Source organism: Pseudomonas sp. UBT (genome assembly GCF_050915955.1).
Classification (GTDB): domain Bacteria; phylum Pseudomonadota; class Gammaproteobacteria; order Pseudomonadales; family Pseudomonadaceae; genus Aquipseudomonas; species Aquipseudomonas antarctica_A.
This window is the reverse complement of the sequence record NZ_CP168082.1, coordinates 111,949-127,451: the sequence shown is the minus strand read 5'-3', so window position 1 is coordinate 127,451 and position 15,503 is coordinate 111,949. Positions and strand designations below refer to the sequence as shown.

The window sequence follows — 15,503 nt, the reverse complement described above, 5'->3', positions numbered from 1 at the left end:
TTGAGGATAGTGCAGAGAAAGTGCGACAAGGGAAGTGCGAATGTACCAGTTCAACTGGTGCATTTGGGCCACGACTGAACATATGTCCTTTCGCCACACTCACACCCATCAAGGCACTTTGCCTTGCTCTCATAACTTGTGAAGGACCTGTGTATGACCACTGTCTATGAAACCAATCGTTCGCTGTTTCGAGTGTCCTGGAGCTCGGTATTGGCCGGTAGCGCAATTGCACTGGTGACCTATTTGGTGCTCAGTGTGCTGGGCACGGCTATCGGGGCGAGTGCCGTCAACCCAATGCAAGCAGGTAACCCACTGAGTGGCTTTGGTACGGGCGCCGGGATCTGGCTGTTCGTGTCGACACTGATCGCCATCGGCGCCGGTGCCTTTGTGGCTGGCCGCACTGCGCCGGACCGTGGTGGCTTGCACGGCGTGTTGACCTGGACCGTCACCACCTTGCTCACCACCTGGCTGTTGGCGGGTTTGGCTGCCAGTGTGGTCGGGACGGCTGGCAACGTCGTGGGCAAAGGCCTGTCGGCTGCCGGCAGCGGCATTGCGGCAGCAGCACCGGGCATTGGTAACACTGTTAAGCAGCAGTTGAACGAGCAGGGCATCCAGCTGGATTGGAACAGCCTGCAAGGCCAACTGGACACACTGCTCAAGCAAAGCGGAAAACCTGAATTGGACCCGGCCAACGTTGAGCAGAAGGCTGACCAGGCTGCCGCTGACGGCAAGCAATCGGCCACCGCTGCCGCTACCGATCCAGCCCAGGCCGGCGACGCATTGAAGCAGTGGTTTGAACGCGTTAAAGCGTCGGGTGAACCCGCGCTGAACGCTGCGGATAAAGATGCACTGGTCAACATCGTCGCGGCCCGTACCGGCAAGAGCAAAGAGGAAGCGACCCAGATCGTCGACAACTATGCCCAGGCCTATCAGCAAGCCATGCAAAAGGTTGACGAACTGAAGCAGCAGGCCGAGCAGAAAGCCCGTGAAGCCGGTGAAGTGGCGGCCAAACAGCTCTCCCGCGCAGCCTGGGGCACCTTGGCCATGTTGCTGTTGGGCGCAGCCTTGAGCTTCTTCGTCGGGCGTACGGCGCTGACCACTCGCCGAGTGCCATTGGCTTAAAAGTGTTTGCGGCAAGGACGCCGCTTTGCTGAACGCGTAAAATGCCGGCTTTTTACGCGGATCACGCAAAGGTGCACTTTGAGCGCAGGCAAAACTGTCGGGTTGTTATTACTCACCTCAATGATGGCGGCGTGCGGTACGTCGCCGCCACGCACACCCAACGACATCTGCGGCATCTTTCGCGAAAAAGATGACTGGTACGATGCAGCCAAGGTCACGCAAAAACGCTGGGGCGTGCCGATTCAGGTGCCGCTGGCGATCATGTATCAGGAGTCCGGCTTCCGTCAGGACGCCCTGGCCCCGCGCAAATACTTGCTGTGGATCATCCCCTGGGGCCGCGTCTCCACCGCCGCCGGCTATGCCCAGGCCAAGGATGAAGTGTGGAGCGACTACCGCAAGAGCACCGGCCGCAGCGGCGCCAGCCGGCGGGACTTCGACGACGCCATCGACTTTATCGGCTGGTACATGGACAAGACCTACACCATCAACGGCGTTTACAAATACGACGCCTACGGCCAATACCTGAACTACCACGAAGGCTGGGGCGGCTACCGCCAGCGTACCTATGCGGCCAAAGCCTGGCTGCCGCCCGTGGCCAGCAAGGTGCAGGCGCGTTCGCAGATGTATGCGGCGCAATATGCGGGCTGCAAGAATGATTTGGGGCGTGGGTTTTGGAGCCGGTTTTGGCATTGGTTGTGAGGGACAAGAACGTTGACTGTTCCCACGCTGCGCGAAGGGCGCCGCGTGGGAACAACCTCACATTTGGACTAACCAGCCCACCGACGGCACGATCAACAGCGTACTCAACGCCATTGAGATCACGTTCGCAATATACGGATGAAAGTCTGCTGGCAATCGTCCTGCAATGGCTGATGCCAATGGCGGTGCGATCAGAGCACCAAGTAGCGCGCTTGAGCCAATCACCATCCAGCTACTGCCATAGGTCAATACGGCTGCGGGCACTACTGAAACCAATGGAATGTAAGTTGGATACCAGCCTCGTCTGATCCACTGGTGTCGCCAGAACACTACGCCCAGTGCCGATGTCAGTGCTTGCGCCCCTAGCAGTGGCAAGACCAATCCTGACCCATAAACCGGGCTGATGGGGTTCAAAGCATATGCAAGCAATACGCCTGCCAGCAGACCAAGACTGGCCAGCTCATTTCCGAAAGACGGTGCTTCGGAAAAGTCGGCCAAAACTCGACGCAGGCTCCAGACGACACCATAAGTCGGTGGTTTGCCCTGCAGGGGTCTGGCGGGGGGCTTGTAGTCTGAGCGCATCAATGATGGCGCATGACGACACAGTAAAAAAGCTAAGACACTACCCACGGCCATGCCCAGCACATTGCCGATTACCGGAGGTAAATCCAGCGGTACGCATACGAAGTTCACGATTATCAAGCACATCGGCGTAACCAGTAATGCCCCCAATACTGCGCCAATGAGCGCAACCTTCCAGCCGCCGCCAAACATCAGCACCATTGCCGCCGGCAACGAAATGAAGGCCGCGAATGTGGTCGGTTGCCACGTTTGAGCGGTAACGCTCCAGCCCCACAGTAAATTGCTAAGCAGTAGCCCTAAGAGCGAACTGGTCACCAGCCAAGGCCATAGTCCAGTTCCGTATGAAATGGAAAAGCCCTGCCAGGTTTTACCGCGCTTGCTAGCCCACCACGCCAAATAGGCGCCGCTCAGCAAACCGAGTGAGGCGAGTTCATGCTTGTAGAAGGCGAATTCACTGATATCCCCCAGTATCCATCGCAGCCATGCGACAGGATGGGGCAGACTTGCGACCATTTCGCTATAGCTTGGCCAAGAGCCGTGATGATTGACTGCTACCCATAGCACCAGCAATGCACTGATTAAACCCAAAATAATGACGATGATTTCTGCCCGTGAATGGCCGCGTTTTGTATCGGTAGAGAGCGTTTCCATCTTCTGCCCTCCCATCAACGCGGTAGAGCAGGATGTTGGGCGTACCCGAGCATTTGATCGTAGAGATCATTTCGTCGATCACGTTGTAGGTCATTGAGGCTGTTCCAGATCGGTGCGCTCCGGGCGCTGGTGATATCAATGTCAGCAAATAAAATTTCCTGACGGTTGGCCGAAGCTACAGCGCCGATCGGCCAGCCGTTGGTGCCTGCAATCAACGAGCATCCCAGGTAGCGAGCATCCCGCTCCTCACCAATGCGGCTTGCGGCTGCGATAAACACGTTATTCACATGTGCGGCAGTCATCGTCAGGTAGGACGCCATGCATTTGCCTGCCTCATCGAATAGCGGTGGTGGCGTCCACACCCAATTATTTAGGCTGCAAATAATATCTGCGCCTTGTTGGCTGAGAATACGTGGTACTTCCGGGAACCAGATGTCCCAGCAGATCAGTAAGCCGATGCGGCCGATCGGCGTTTCGAACACGGGAAAGCCCGTATTACCGGGAGTGAACCAAAGCTTTTCCAGATTCCATAAATGAGCTTTGCGGTACTTGCCTATAAAACCGTTGGGGCCCAGCAATACGGCAGTATTGAACAGCTGCATTGCGTCGATTTCGCTTAGGCCGGCAACCAGATACACCTGGTGCCTGACGGCAAAGTCAATCCACGCGCGCACACTGGGACCGTCCGGAACCACCTCGGCGTGATCAAAGGCGTCTTGGCGACTGCTGAAAAAATACCCGCAATTGGTGAGTTCCGGCAGCACGATCAGATTGGCACCGCCGTTTGCAGCTTCGGTTGCCAGTACAAGACTCTGACGCAGGTTATCCGCTCGGTTGGTCATTCCGACTTGGGGATCAAGTTGGATAACCGCGATACGTGCCGGGCTCGTTGGTTCGTTCATGGAGGTGACCTCTTATTGTTATGCAACCGGGGTGGTTGAATGTTTATAAGAGGCGATAGAGTGTTTATGTGAAAGTCAGATGATTCCTGTTGTGTTGTGGTCTGATTCCTTTATGTCTGAGTTTGAACTTCATATTCAGGATAGTCTTGCAGGGTGAAGCCGCCATTGAAGGTTGCATGGGTTTTTTTACAGATATTTATCACTGTATCAATAGCGCCTCTGAAACAGGGCTCAGTCCAGCCAGCGTCAACAGAAAAAGACTCGCCACAAAGATAAAGTCCTGATAGGTGAGAGAAATCTCTGTTGTATTTCATCAGGCTTATCGCATCGTAGTAAGTGCCTGGACGATAAAGCTTCGCGCAGCCAAGCGAATTTTTATCGGTCATCCAGCGTTGAACAATTGCTCGTTCACGCCCTATGTAAGGGGATATTTTTTGTTTTATATTGGTTGATTTCAAAAGAATTCTATCAAGTTCTTCTATACATTTGTCAACCAGTTCTTCATCGCTGAATAATGAAAGCTTAGTGGCGTCATCCTCCCACGTGTAGCTGAGTAAGATGCAGTCATAGGTATGGTTATCATTATATCGGTAGGTGTAGACGTCATGTACTAAGCTGTCTGTTACGATGGTTTGAGGGATTATTTTGTTCTGCGAAAGAAAGGTTTTTTTAAGTGGGGCGTACACTTTGCAGCTGGTTTCCCAGTGAGCTGTTTTATAGGCTGATATTATTTGTGGTGGGAGGGATTGTTCGTCGAAGCCTTCGATTGAAATTTGTGTTTCTATCAGCCACGAAGGCAGTGTCATAACGACAGAGTCAAAATCAAGAAACGTTTTTTCTGACCGCTCTGGTTGTGAGGTGTTCCAGTCATAATGAACGCGTATTTTTCCATTTTTTAGTTTTTTAAGTTTTGTCACTGCGCTACTGGTCAGCAGTCCTTGCTGGCTTTTAATTAAATGTTCGTACAGGGATTCCCTGGTCTCGTCCGGCTTTATGAAGAGCAGGGACTCAGCCAGAGAGCCAAGCCCAATATAATTTGGTTTGTTAAATTTAACTCTTTTTGAATCGAATATTTCTGTCGAGTTAAAATAAGGTGAATCTATCGGCCTGCCTTCTGTGTTTACGCGTCCGTGGATCAACTGCAAGTGACTACTGAACCCAAATATTGCCGTGCGTAAAGGGTAGAGCGAACACACATCATAGAACGCTCCCCAACTTCCGTCACCAATTCCAATGGAGTAGAAAACAGCAGATTCTTGGGCAGTCATACCCATCCCGCCAACATTACCAGGATCACTTTGGCACCAGGCCGCTATGGTTGGCATCTTCACCAAATCACGAAATGAAATACCTTCGTATTTTTTTACTATGGACATCCACATGCGTTCCCAGCCCTCAGAACCATAATGCTCAGAGACTGTTAGAGTCATTCGCTCTGCAAACATTTTCCATTTTGCAAAAAACGGTGCCTAGCGTTTTACCGGGTGGTGCTGTTTTTCCATTGGGGGTTTCCCCAGATAAGCAGGGTGGGCTCATGGCTACCATCTATGCTCCCTTCTCGTAGGTATATTCCTGTTGATCAGACTGTTCCTGCACTTGCCAACCCCACCCGTTTCTGGGAAAACCCCTGTCTTTACACCTTCAATGAGCTCCCCATGAGTCACGACGAACTCCAGATCACTGATATCCGCGTGGGCGACGGCAAAGCCGTGGTCAAAGGTGCGCTGATTACCACCCAATACACCGGCACTTTGGAGGACGGCACGGTGTTCGATTCGTCCTGGGAACGCGGCAAGCCGTTCCAGTGTGTGATCGGCACCGGGCGCGTGATAAAGGGTTGGGACCAAGGCTTGATGGGCATGCAGGTCGGCGGTGTGCGCACGTTGTGTGTGCCCGCGCACCTGGCCTATGGCGAACGCTCGATGGGCGCGCATATCAAGCCCAACAGCAATTTGCGCTTTGAGATTGAGTTATTGGAAGTGCTGACGCGGGACGACTGAACGGAGTTGAACATGGACGTTGATTCACCGCCGTTGCCGGATTGCTCCGTCGAGGGTATTCGAGTGGTTGAACTGCAGGTCAGCGATGCGGCTGAACTGCAGCGGTTTTTTGAGCAGGCACCGGATTATTTCATCGCCGTCAACGGCGAGCCCGCTTTGCCGACTGAAGCGCACGAAGAGTTGCAGGGCCATTTGCCCGCAGGCTGGCGCTGCAGCCGGATGTACTGGTTGGGTTACCGCGATGCTGATGATCAATTGGTCGCGGCAGTGAACATTGCCGCCGACCTGTTGGCTGCCGGTGTGTGGCATATCGGGCTGTTGCTGGTGCACACGCGCTTGCATGGCACCGGGCTTGCGCGGCAGTTGCATGCGGATCTTGAGGCGTGGGCTATCGGCAAAGGTGCCCAGTGGTTGCGGTTGACCGTTGTCATCGGCAATCACAAGGCCGAGCGCTTTTGGCCCAGGCTTGGGTATGTGCAGGTACGACGTCGTGAAGGGATTACGATGGGGCGACAGGTCAATAGCGTGTCGATTCAGGTCAAGCCGCTGACAGGCGGGCAGGTGGATGAGTACCTGCAGCGAGTCGGCCGGGATCGACCAGGCTCGCCGTAACAGCGCCAGTGCAACCAGCCCGTTGGGTGCCACCTCAAACGGTTGGGCCATCCTGGCGGGCCTGGCCGCCGTGCGCTTCCAGTTGCTTCAGTTGGCTGATGGTTTGCCCGACCTTGAGTACCGCCATCTCGACTTTGCGCGTCGGTGCATTGGCGAAGTTCAGGCGGATGCAGTTTCGGTATTTTCCCGCTGCCGAGAACATATTGCCGTTCGCCACTTGTATGTCCTGGGCTTCGAGCAGCTGGTTGAGGGTATAGATGTCGAACTCTTCGGGCAGTTCGACCCAGAGCGTAAAGCCCCCCTGGGGTTGGCTGACGCGGGTGCCCGCCGGGAAATAGCGGTTGACCCACTCGCTCATCAGGTCGCCATTGCGTTTGTATTGTTTGCGCATTCGACGCAGGTGCAGGAGGTAATTGCCCTTGGCGATGAATTCGGCAACCGCCAGCTGTGGCTGGGTGGCCGTGGCGCCGGAGCCAATGTATTTCATGTGCAGCACCTGTGGCAGATAGCGCCCTGGTGCGATCCAGCCAACCCGCAAGCCAGGTGCCACTGTCTTGGAAAATGAACTGCACAGCAGCACCCGATTGTCCTCGTCAAAGGACTTGAGTGAGCGCGGCCGCGGATAGCGGTGCGACAGGTCACCGTAGATATCGTCTTCTATGATCGGGACGTCGAAGCGCTGGGCCATGCGTATCAGTTTGAGTTTGCGCTCGTCAGGCATGATGTAGCCCAACGGGTTATTACAGTTGGCGGTCAACTGGATAACCTTGATCGGCCATTGCTCCATGGCCATTTCCAGGGCTTCCAGGTTGATACCCGTCACCGGGTCGGTGGGAATCTCCAAGGCCTTGAGGTCGGCCGCCTTGAGGATCTGCATCATCCCGTGATAGCTCGGCGAGGCAATGGCGACAATGTCGCCGGGCGAGCAAATCGCGCGTATGGCGGTGGAGAGGGCTTCCTGGCAACCGCTGGTGACGACGATATCGGCCGGGTTCAGGCGGCAGCCCGAGTCAATCGACAGCCTTGCGATCTGCTCGCGCAAGGCCAATACACCCTGAATACGGTTGTACTGCAGGCTGGCGTTATCACTGCGCCGGCTGATGCGTGCCATTGCCGTCAGCAGTGGCTTGAGCGTGGGCGCGGTGATGTCCGGCATGCCACATCCCAATTGAACAATATCGGCGTTCTCATCGAAGCGCATCAGCTCCTGGACCATATCCCATTGGGAAATGTCCACCGGGCGCAGGATCGGCCGGCCCATTTGTGGCAATGGCGCGATGCGTCGGTTGGCCGGCACGAAGTAGCCCGACTTGGGGCGTGGTATCGCAAGCCCCGAACATTCCAATACACGGTAGGCCTGTTGCACGGTCGTCAGGCTGACGCCGTGCTCATGGCTGAGCGTGCGCACAGAGGGCAGGCGCTCGCCGGGGCCATAAAGGCCCTGCTCGATGCGGCTGCTGATAAATTCGGCGAGGTTCAGATAAAGAGTCATGGTCTGACTGTAGCTGCTCATCTGTTACTTAAGAAGGTACAGAGGCACCTTTTTTTGAAGAATTTTCTTACAAAAAAGCCAATCTGTATTTAAAAGATTAGATGTTTCTGTATCTGCAATACACATCGTCGTCTTGGGATGATGAGCCCCGTAACGGTGCACAGGGCCTTGGACAGGGTAGTCGCAAAATAGCAAGGCAACACCTGGCACGGTCAAATTTCAAGACATGCCCGGCATGACAAATACAGATACCTGAATCTGCCCAGCGAATAGCGAGAGGACCACGCGCAATGACGGCAAGGATGACGCTCACACCGCAAATGGCCGAATATGAACAGAAGTTCACCGATGGTGGCGAGGTTCGTTGGTTACCTTATTTGATGTACTTTCACCCGACTGACTATCGCTCCTTCGTGGTCAATACCGATTCGGCAGGTTTTCGCTACTCGGAGTCGTTGACCACGCGCTACTCGGTGGCCGACGGCGGCCAAAGCAGTGGCCCGGTACGGTTGTTGGCGGGCAGCTCGACCGTATTCGGTATTGGCGCCAGTGCTGACAGCCAGACACTGGCGTCGCGCCTCACTCAAAACGACCCCCGTGGCCAGCACTGGCTCAATTTTGGCGGTCGCAGTTTCAACTCCACTCAAGAATTGACGCTGTTCACCCTTAATAAGCACCGTTTGCCGAAGGTGGACGAGATCGTGCTGTTTTCCGGTTTCAACAACCTCGGCCTGGCTCGGCAGCCCGAAAATTATCGCGGCGAGTATGGAGCGTTCTTCAATTGCCATCAGTTTTTCGACGCATTGGCCCCAGCGGAGCCGGCGTCCACTTCGTGGAGCCTGTCGAATCTGTTCGGCAAGGCCCAGGAGCCTGAGCGCCCGGCGCCGCAGTCGATGCAGGAACAGATTGACTACGCCGCCAACCTGACCTTGCAGCACCTGGATATCTGGCGTGCCCTGGCCGCTGATATGGGCGCGAAGTTGACGTTCATCCTGCAACCCCTGGCCGGTTGGGTACGGGAAACCGGTAGCCCTGAGGAACAGCAATTGTTCGCCGAACTGGACCAGGCAGGAAACTTTACCGACGTGTACGGCGACATCCTGCAAACCTCAGTGCGTGAAGCCTACGCCCATCGGCTCCGGGCCGGGGCACAGGGCATGGGGGTCGGCTTTGTCGATATCACGCCTTTGCTGGCAGAGGCCCTGGGCCCGGACGACTGGCAGTTTGTTGACCGTATTCACTTCACCGACTTCGGCAATGACCTGGTTTCGAAACTTATTCTTGATGTCACTCGGTAAAAGGACTTGCTCATGAAATCCATCAAAAAGTTTTTTCAGCGCCTGTTTGGAAAGAAGAAGAAAAAACCCGACTCCTCTATTTATCCAATGTTCTGACGTTTGATTGGACAAGGTATTGGCTATGGATGGCTCGGTTTCAACACGCATGATGGAAGAGGGCAGGTGGCGCGAGCTGTATCGCCTGGCGCTCAACCCTGAATGTTTTCTGGAGGCTGCGTACCTCAACCGTATGTTGGGCAGCGGTGAGCCAACGCCGCTGTCGCAGCTGTCGCCTCGGATCGACCAGTGGCAAGTGTCTCAGGCAACGGCATACGCCAGCGCTGCGGCAGCGGCCGCTGAACGCAACAACACCCGCGCCTTTGCCCAGGCGCTGGCCATTTACTCGGCGCCGATGGCCTCGGTGCTCGGCTGCTGGCTTCAGGGCATGAGTGCGCCTGGGGTTTTCGAAGACCCGGCACAGCTACGAATCATGCAATTGTTTGCCCATGACGTGGGCGTCGGTTACCCGAATGCGTCACGGGCCCATCATTTCAAAGCGCTGCTGGGCCAGTTGCAACTGACGGCTTATGCCCTGGCGCCTGAGCAACTGTCGACGTTGCCGGACCTCAGTGACGACGCGTTTGAATTGCCCGCATTACTGTTGGCGCTGAGCCGTCGCAGTGATGAATTTGGTGATGAACTGTGCGGTATCGACTGGGTGTTGCGGGCAGTGGGGTTATGCCCCGGCTGGGCCGCGATGGGGCAACTCGACGGTGTGGCGCTGGAGGTGCGGCGCCTGGACCTGAGTGAGTCATTCCCTGGCATGGAGCCGGCATCGCTGCGCCAGATCAGCCAGTGGGTTGCGCGCCAGGTTGCCTTGCAAAGTGAGGAACGGCAGGCGCGGTTGATGCGTGGGGCCAGCTGGGTGTTTGGCGCGTTACAGCGCTGGAATGCTCGACTGTACAACGCGTCGTTGGCGGCCACTTGCCCGCAGCAGGCGATGATGCAGTTGGTGCAGCGCCTGGCCAGGGTCGGCGCGGTGTATCACCAGAACTACCTGATCGAAGGCCGTAGCCTGGCGCTCTGGCTTGGGGAGGCACAGACCGACCCTGCGCCCTTGCTGGATGTGCTGTCCCGCAGCCGCTTGATCGTCCCCGGCAACGCGAAAAAAAGCCTGTTGGTGACCAGCCTGGTGGCGCCGACGGGCCGCATGTTCCGCATTTTCAGTGAGGCGGATTTGAGCGTGATTCGCCAATGGATCGACGCGTTACCCCAGCTTGCCGGCAGTCAGCAGTTGCCTCGACAACCGGTCGATAACGTGGCCATTGAAGCCCGCCAAACCGTGGGCGCCGAGGTCAGTGTTGGCCATTGGCCCCAGAGTTTGCGCGAAGCGTATTTTGTCTTGCAGGGGCGGGCGCTGGAGGCCTCCACGCTGCAATTCGCTCACGCCTATGTGTCCCGTTGGCTGGCGCGTTCGCAGCGGTCGCTGAAAACCTCCGGGCGCCAGCTGCCCGAGCAGTGGGGCACCCATGTGCTGCGCGCCTGGTTGCTCGATAAGCATGACCAGCACGGCCAGCAGTTCGATAACAGCGACCCCGCGCAAATGCCGAGCCGTGAAGAAATCATTGATTCAACCCTGCAACTGGCGCCCTTGACGCTGATCGACGGTGCCTGGCTGCAAGGTTTTACCGATGTGGGTTTGGCGTCTTCCCATGTCGGCTACAGCTTGTTTCAGACGTATTGGGATGAGCTGGGCAACGGCATCGCTGCGCTCAATCATCCGAAGATCTACCGCGATGGCTTGCGCGAGATGGATTTCGAGCTGGCGCCAACCGGCAGCCGTGAATTTGCCGAGGACCCGCGCCTGGACGAGGCGTCCTTCCGCTTGCCGGTGTATTGGCTGTGCCTGGGGAAACTGCCGGTGACCTTTATGCCGGAAATTCTCGGCATGAACCTGGCGATGGAGTTATCCGGCGTGGGCGGTACTTATCGCTCTGCGCGACGTTTTCTGCGGCACTACGGTTTCAGCACCGCGTTCGTTGATCTGCATAACACCATCGACAACGTTTCCACCGGGCACTCAGCCTGGGCTGCCGATGCGATTGACGCTTACATGCGCCCATTGGCCACGGCTGAAGCCGTCGCCGAGCAATGGCAGCGCGTACGCGTGGGCTATGAATCACTGGCGCCGATGCCGAGCAAGTGGGACTCGATATTGAGTCGGCTGGGCCTGTCATCGGTGGGGCGCGTGTTACCGCGTACGGAGCGGGCAACGGCTTCAAATGACTATCTTCATCACCTGCCGATCACTCGGGAAGTGTTGACGCACGTGACCGATCAGTAACGCCACGAGGAGCAACTATGTCTTTGGTAGAAGTGCATAACGAATGGGACCCCCTCGAGGAAATGATCGTAGGTATTGCCCATGGCGCGCGCGTGCCTCGGCCGGACAAAGGCCTGTTCGCCCTTGATTACAGCGAACATCACGACGCCATGCATGAGATTCCGTCGGGCCCCTATCCCGAGCAGGTCGTTGCAGAGGCCGAAGAAGACCTCGATGCGTTCGCGGCGTTTCTGGTGGGGCATGGCGTTACCGTACGCCGCCCCAAGAAGTCCTACCACGCCGAGGTCTTCGGGACGTCCGACTGGAAGACCGACGGTGAATACAATTACTGCCCTCGGGATGTCCTGCTGCCGATCGGCAAGACCATCATTGAAGCGCCGATGGCCTTGCGCAGCCGCTACTTCGAACCTTTCGCCTACCGTGAACACCTGCAAGCGTATTTCGCCAGCGGCGCCAACTGGATCTCGGCCCCCAAGCCGCAACTGGGTGACAACACCTACCGGGTGAACCCGCGTGAAGGGTCGATCATTGCCAATGAGGAACCTATCTTCGATGCAGCCAACGTGCTGCGTATGGGGCGCGACATTCTTTACCTGGAGTCGCGCAGTGGCAATCGGGTGGGCTACGAATGGCTCAAGCGAGTGCTCGGTGATCAATACCGGGTGCACGCCCTCAGTGGGTTCTACGACGGTACGCACCTGGACACTACGATCACGCTGGTACGCCCCGGGTTGGTGGTGTTGAACCCTGAGCGTATCGCCAAGGACCAGGTGCCGGAAGTGTTCAAGCACTGGGACATTATCTGGGCGCCCGACATGGTGGACACCGGTTATTGCTGGTCCTACCCACGCGCATCCATTTGGCAGGGCATGAACTTCATCATGGTCAACCCGTCGTTGGCGGTGATCAACGACCAGCAAGTCCCGTTGATTCGTGCGCTGGAACGCCATGGCATCGATGTGGCGCCGTTGAAGATGCGGCATGCCCGCAGTTTGAGCGGTGGGTTCCATTGTGTATCCGTTGATATCCGTCGGCGCGGCACGCTGGAAGACTACCGTTGATAAGGGGGCAGTGATGCAGATTCTGGATTACTACGCGGTTGCATTGTTCGTGATCGCCACCTGCGTCACGCCGGGGCCGAACAACGTGATGTTGATGTCCTCGGGCGCCAACTTCGGAATGGGCCGCACCCTGCGCCACGTGGCCGGGATCAACATCGGCTTTCCGTTGATGGTGGTGGCGGTCGGCCTGGGCGCCGGCGCGATTTTTCGGCAGTACCCGAGCCTGCATGATGGGTTGCAAGTGATCGGGGCGGTGTACCTGCTGTTTCTGGCTTATCAGATCGCCCGCTCGCCCACCGCCGACCTGGCTGACAAGTCCGGCAAGCCCCTGGGGTTCACTGGCGCGGCGTTGTTTCAGTGGGTCAATCCGAAAGCCTGGGTCATGGCGGTGGGCGCGGTGTTGGCTTACACGTCGCCACTGGGCGGCTACACCCTGCAGGTTTTTTTGATCGCACTGTTGTTCTTTTTGTTCGGCACACCGTGCTCGATGGTGTGGGTGTTTTTTGGGCAGTACCTGCGGCGCTTCTTGACGCGGCCGCGGCATTTGAAGGTCTTCAATATCGCCATGAGCCTGGTGCTGGTGGTGTCGTTGATACCGGTCATAAAAAGTCTGCCATTCGCTCAAGGATGGTTTTGAAACGCCTAGAAAGTTGCTGTGCCGCTCACCGCTCGGTGGGCACAAGCAACTCCATGGATTGGCATGATGTGATGAGGATGCACACTTAAATGGCTATGTATGTTTTAGGGATATCTGCCTTCTATCACGACAGTGCTGCCGCCTTGGTCAAGGACGGTGTGCCCGTTGCAGCTGCTCAGGAAGAGCGCTTCACCCGTGTGCGTCACGATCCGGCATTCCCGGCCCAGGCGATTGCTTACTGCCTGGACGCCGAGGGGATTACCCTGGATGACCTGGAGGCTGTGGTCTATTACGAAGACCCTCAGGAGAAATTCTCCCGAGTGATGTCCTCCTTCGCCAGTGGCGGCATCGGCGGCGCCCGCACGTTTATCAATGCGATGCCGGAATGGATTCGTTGGAAGTGGAACGTGCTCAAGTTCGTCGATGAGCAGCTCGAGGCGCTGGGACGGGGCAAGGCGCCGCGCACCCAGGCGTCCCGGCATCACCGTTCTCACGCGGCCGCTGCGTTTTATCCCTCACCGTTCGAGAACGCCGCAGTGCTGTGCATCGACGGCATTGGCGAATGGCATTCGACGACCATCTGGCAAGGCCAGGGCTCCAGCCTTGAGCTGAAAAACTCGATTTCCTACCCGCATTCCCTGGGCCTGCTGTATTCGGCGATGACCTATTACTGTGGTTTCAAGGTCGATTCGGGGGAGTACAAATTGATGGGGTTGGCGCCGTATGGTCAACCCATCTATGCCGACAAGATTCGCGATGAACTGATCAATATCCGCCCCGACGGCTCGTTCACCTTGAACATGAAGTACTTCGAGTACCTGCGTGGTGAACGCATGGTCGGGGAGGCCTTCGAAGCGCTTTTCGAAGGGCCGATCCGCCAACCCGAAAGCCCGATATCGCAGCGTGAATGTGACCTCGCGGCGTCGATTCAAAAAGTCACCGAAGAGGTGGTCCTGGGGCTGGCGACGGCCGCCGTCAAGCAGACCGGCCAGCGCAATCTGTGCCTGGCCGGCGGGGTCGCATTGAACTGCGTGGCCAATGGCGTGCTTAGTCGCTCCGGGCGTTTTGACTCGATCTGGATCCAACCGGCAGCCGGGGATGCCGGTTGCGCCTTGGGTGCCGCGATGGATCATGCGGTCAAGCGCTGCGGCCGCCCGCACCTGGCCAGCAGCAAGTCGGACGCCATGAGCGGCAGCCTGTTGGGGCCGGGCTTCGGCGATGAAGAAATCGCCGCGTTCCTGCTGGAAAACCAATACCCCTTCATTCGCTATGACGACAGCGGCCTGTATGACCAGGTCGCCAGCCGACTGGCCGATGGCGCTGTGGTGGGCTGGTTCCAGGGCCGTATGGAGTTTGGCCCGCGGGCCCTGGGCGCGCGCTCGATTCTCGGCGATGCGCGCAACCCGCAGATGCAACGCACGATGAACCTGAAGATCAAGTACCGCGAGTCGTTCCGCCCGTTTGCGCCGGCAGTACTGGCCGAGGACGCCGGGAATTATTTCGATATCTGTGAAAAAAGCCCCTACATGTTGATGGTCGCGCCCGTGTCGGACGCCATCAAAACCCCGCAATCGCTGCAAGAGGGTGGCCCGGAGCGTGGCTTGGGCAGCATCAACAATATTCGCTCGCAATTGCCGGCAGTGACCCATGTCGACCTGTCGGCGCGGGTGCAAACGGTGACCGAGGAAAACAACGCGCCGTTCACCTACCTGCTGCGCAGTTTCAAGCAGCGCACCGGGTGTTCGGTACTGGTCAATACCTCGTTCAACGTGCGTGGCGAGCCCATCGTGTGCAAGCCGGAGGAAGCGTATGCCTGCTTTATGCGCACGGAAATGGACGTTCTGGTACTCGGCCGTTACGTACTGGAGCGGCCGGGCCAGCCTGCCTTTGTTGAAAGCGTCGACTGGCGCAACGAAATCCCGCTGGACTGATCGTGACCCCTAACTTTCCGGAGCTTTTTCCATGCTGAGATTTCTCGCGTTTATCGTGTTCATGGTTGTACTCCTGCCCGTCGGGTTGACGCGCTCGGTGCTGCATTCCTCACGGTTTGGCCGTCGCTTCCACCAGGCGCCGTCCGCGTGGGATCACGCCGTCAATCAACCGTAACGCCATCGGCCTAAGGAT

Annotated in this window: 13 protein-coding genes and 1 pseudogene; 10 read left to right on the top strand and 4 right to left on the bottom strand. The window is 57.1% G+C overall.

All coding sequences use genetic code 11. From position 1 onward, the window contains the following. The first annotated feature begins 153 nt into the window (after positions 1-153). Positions 154-1,122 carry a hypothetical protein gene (locus ACDZ94_RS27575; protein WP_064451788.1) on the top strand — a complete coding sequence of 323 codons (969 nt, stop codon included), beginning with the start codon at positions 154-156 and terminating at the stop codon, positions 1,120-1,122. A gap of 78 nt (positions 1,123-1,200) precedes the next feature. Next, positions 1,201-1,821, top strand: a complete 621-nt coding sequence (locus ACDZ94_RS27570; RefSeq protein ID WP_432751886.1) for a hypothetical protein — start codon at positions 1,201-1,203, stop codon at positions 1,819-1,821. Positions 1,822-1,878: 57 nt separating this feature from the next. Here ACDZ94_RS27570 and ACDZ94_RS27565 read toward each other — a convergent pair whose 3' ends face one another. The 3 genes and pseudogenes from ACDZ94_RS27565 to ACDZ94_RS27555 form a co-directional block, all read right to left on the bottom strand. Next, entirely contained in the window at positions 1,879-3,054 is a 1,176-nt protein-coding gene (locus tag ACDZ94_RS27565; RefSeq protein ID WP_432751885.1) for a hypothetical protein, read from the bottom strand. A 14-nt stretch (positions 3,055-3,068) separates the two neighbouring features. Next, positions 3,069-3,956: a nitrilase family protein gene (locus ACDZ94_RS27560; protein ID WP_432751884.1), complete on the bottom strand. Its 888-nt coding sequence runs from the start codon at positions 3,954-3,956 to the stop codon at positions 3,069-3,071. A gap of 110 nt (positions 3,957-4,066) precedes the next feature. After that, positions 4,067-5,535, bottom strand: a pseudogene (locus tag ACDZ94_RS27555) (FAD-dependent oxidoreductase); the annotation flags it as partial. 76 nt (positions 5,536-5,611) lie between these two features. On the opposite strand from ACDZ94_RS27555, the gene ACDZ94_RS27550 reads away from it, so the two are divergent. Both ACDZ94_RS27550 and ACDZ94_RS27545 read left to right on the top strand, forming a co-directional pair. Next, the gene (locus ACDZ94_RS27550; RefSeq protein ID WP_262667523.1) at positions 5,612-5,956 is read left to right on the top strand and encodes an FKBP-type peptidyl-prolyl cis-trans isomerase; all 345 of its coding nucleotides are present in this window, start codon (positions 5,612-5,614) and stop codon (positions 5,954-5,956) included. Positions 5,957-5,968: 12 nt separating this feature from the next. Continuing rightward, complete coding sequence (locus tag ACDZ94_RS27545; RefSeq protein ID WP_407017228.1) at positions 5,969-6,568, top strand: GNAT family N-acetyltransferase; 600 nt, start codon at positions 5,969-5,971, stop codon at positions 6,566-6,568. Between the two features lie 34 nt (positions 6,569-6,602). Here ACDZ94_RS27545 and ACDZ94_RS27540 read toward each other — a convergent pair whose 3' ends face one another. Beyond that, positions 6,603-8,060: a PLP-dependent aminotransferase family protein gene (locus tag ACDZ94_RS27540; RefSeq protein ID WP_407017241.1), complete on the bottom strand. Its 1,458-nt coding sequence runs from the start codon at positions 8,058-8,060 to the stop codon at positions 6,603-6,605. Positions 8,061-8,350: 290 nt separating this feature from the next. Here ACDZ94_RS27540 and ACDZ94_RS27535 point away from each other — a divergent pair, with 290 nt between their 5' ends. The 6 genes from ACDZ94_RS27535 (at position 8,351) to ACDZ94_RS27510 (ending at position 15,485) form a co-directional block, all read left to right on the top strand. Then, a complete protein-coding gene (locus ACDZ94_RS27535) occupies positions 8,351-9,358 on the top strand; it encodes an SGNH/GDSL hydrolase family protein (RefSeq protein ID WP_432751883.1) in 1,008 nt (335 codons plus the stop codon). A 121-nt stretch (positions 9,359-9,479) separates the two neighbouring features. Further along, on the top strand, positions 9,480-11,681 hold the full coding sequence (locus ACDZ94_RS27530; protein WP_432751882.1) for an iron-containing redox enzyme family protein: 2,202 nt from the start codon (positions 9,480-9,482) through the stop codon (positions 11,679-11,681). Between the two features lie 17 nt (positions 11,682-11,698). Further along, on the top strand, positions 11,699-12,742 hold the full coding sequence (locus ACDZ94_RS27525; protein WP_432751881.1) for an inosamine-phosphate amidinotransferase 1: 1,044 nt from the start codon (positions 11,699-11,701) through the stop codon (positions 12,740-12,742). A gap of 13 nt (positions 12,743-12,755) precedes the next feature. After that, positions 12,756-13,379 (top strand): LysE family translocator, encoded by a 624-nt coding sequence (locus ACDZ94_RS27520; RefSeq protein ID WP_064451796.1) that lies wholly within the window; start codon positions 12,756-12,758, stop codon positions 13,377-13,379. An 89-nt stretch (positions 13,380-13,468) separates the two neighbouring features. Then, positions 13,469-15,310, top strand: coding sequence for a carbamoyltransferase family protein (locus ACDZ94_RS27515; RefSeq protein ID WP_064451797.1), 1,842 nt, complete (start codon positions 13,469-13,471; stop codon positions 15,308-15,310). Between the two features lie 31 nt (positions 15,311-15,341). After that, positions 15,342-15,485 carry a hypothetical protein gene (locus ACDZ94_RS27510; RefSeq protein ID WP_167353688.1) on the top strand — a complete coding sequence of 48 codons (144 nt, stop codon included), beginning with the start codon at positions 15,342-15,344 and terminating at the stop codon, positions 15,483-15,485. Positions 15,486-15,503: the final 18 nt, after the last annotated feature.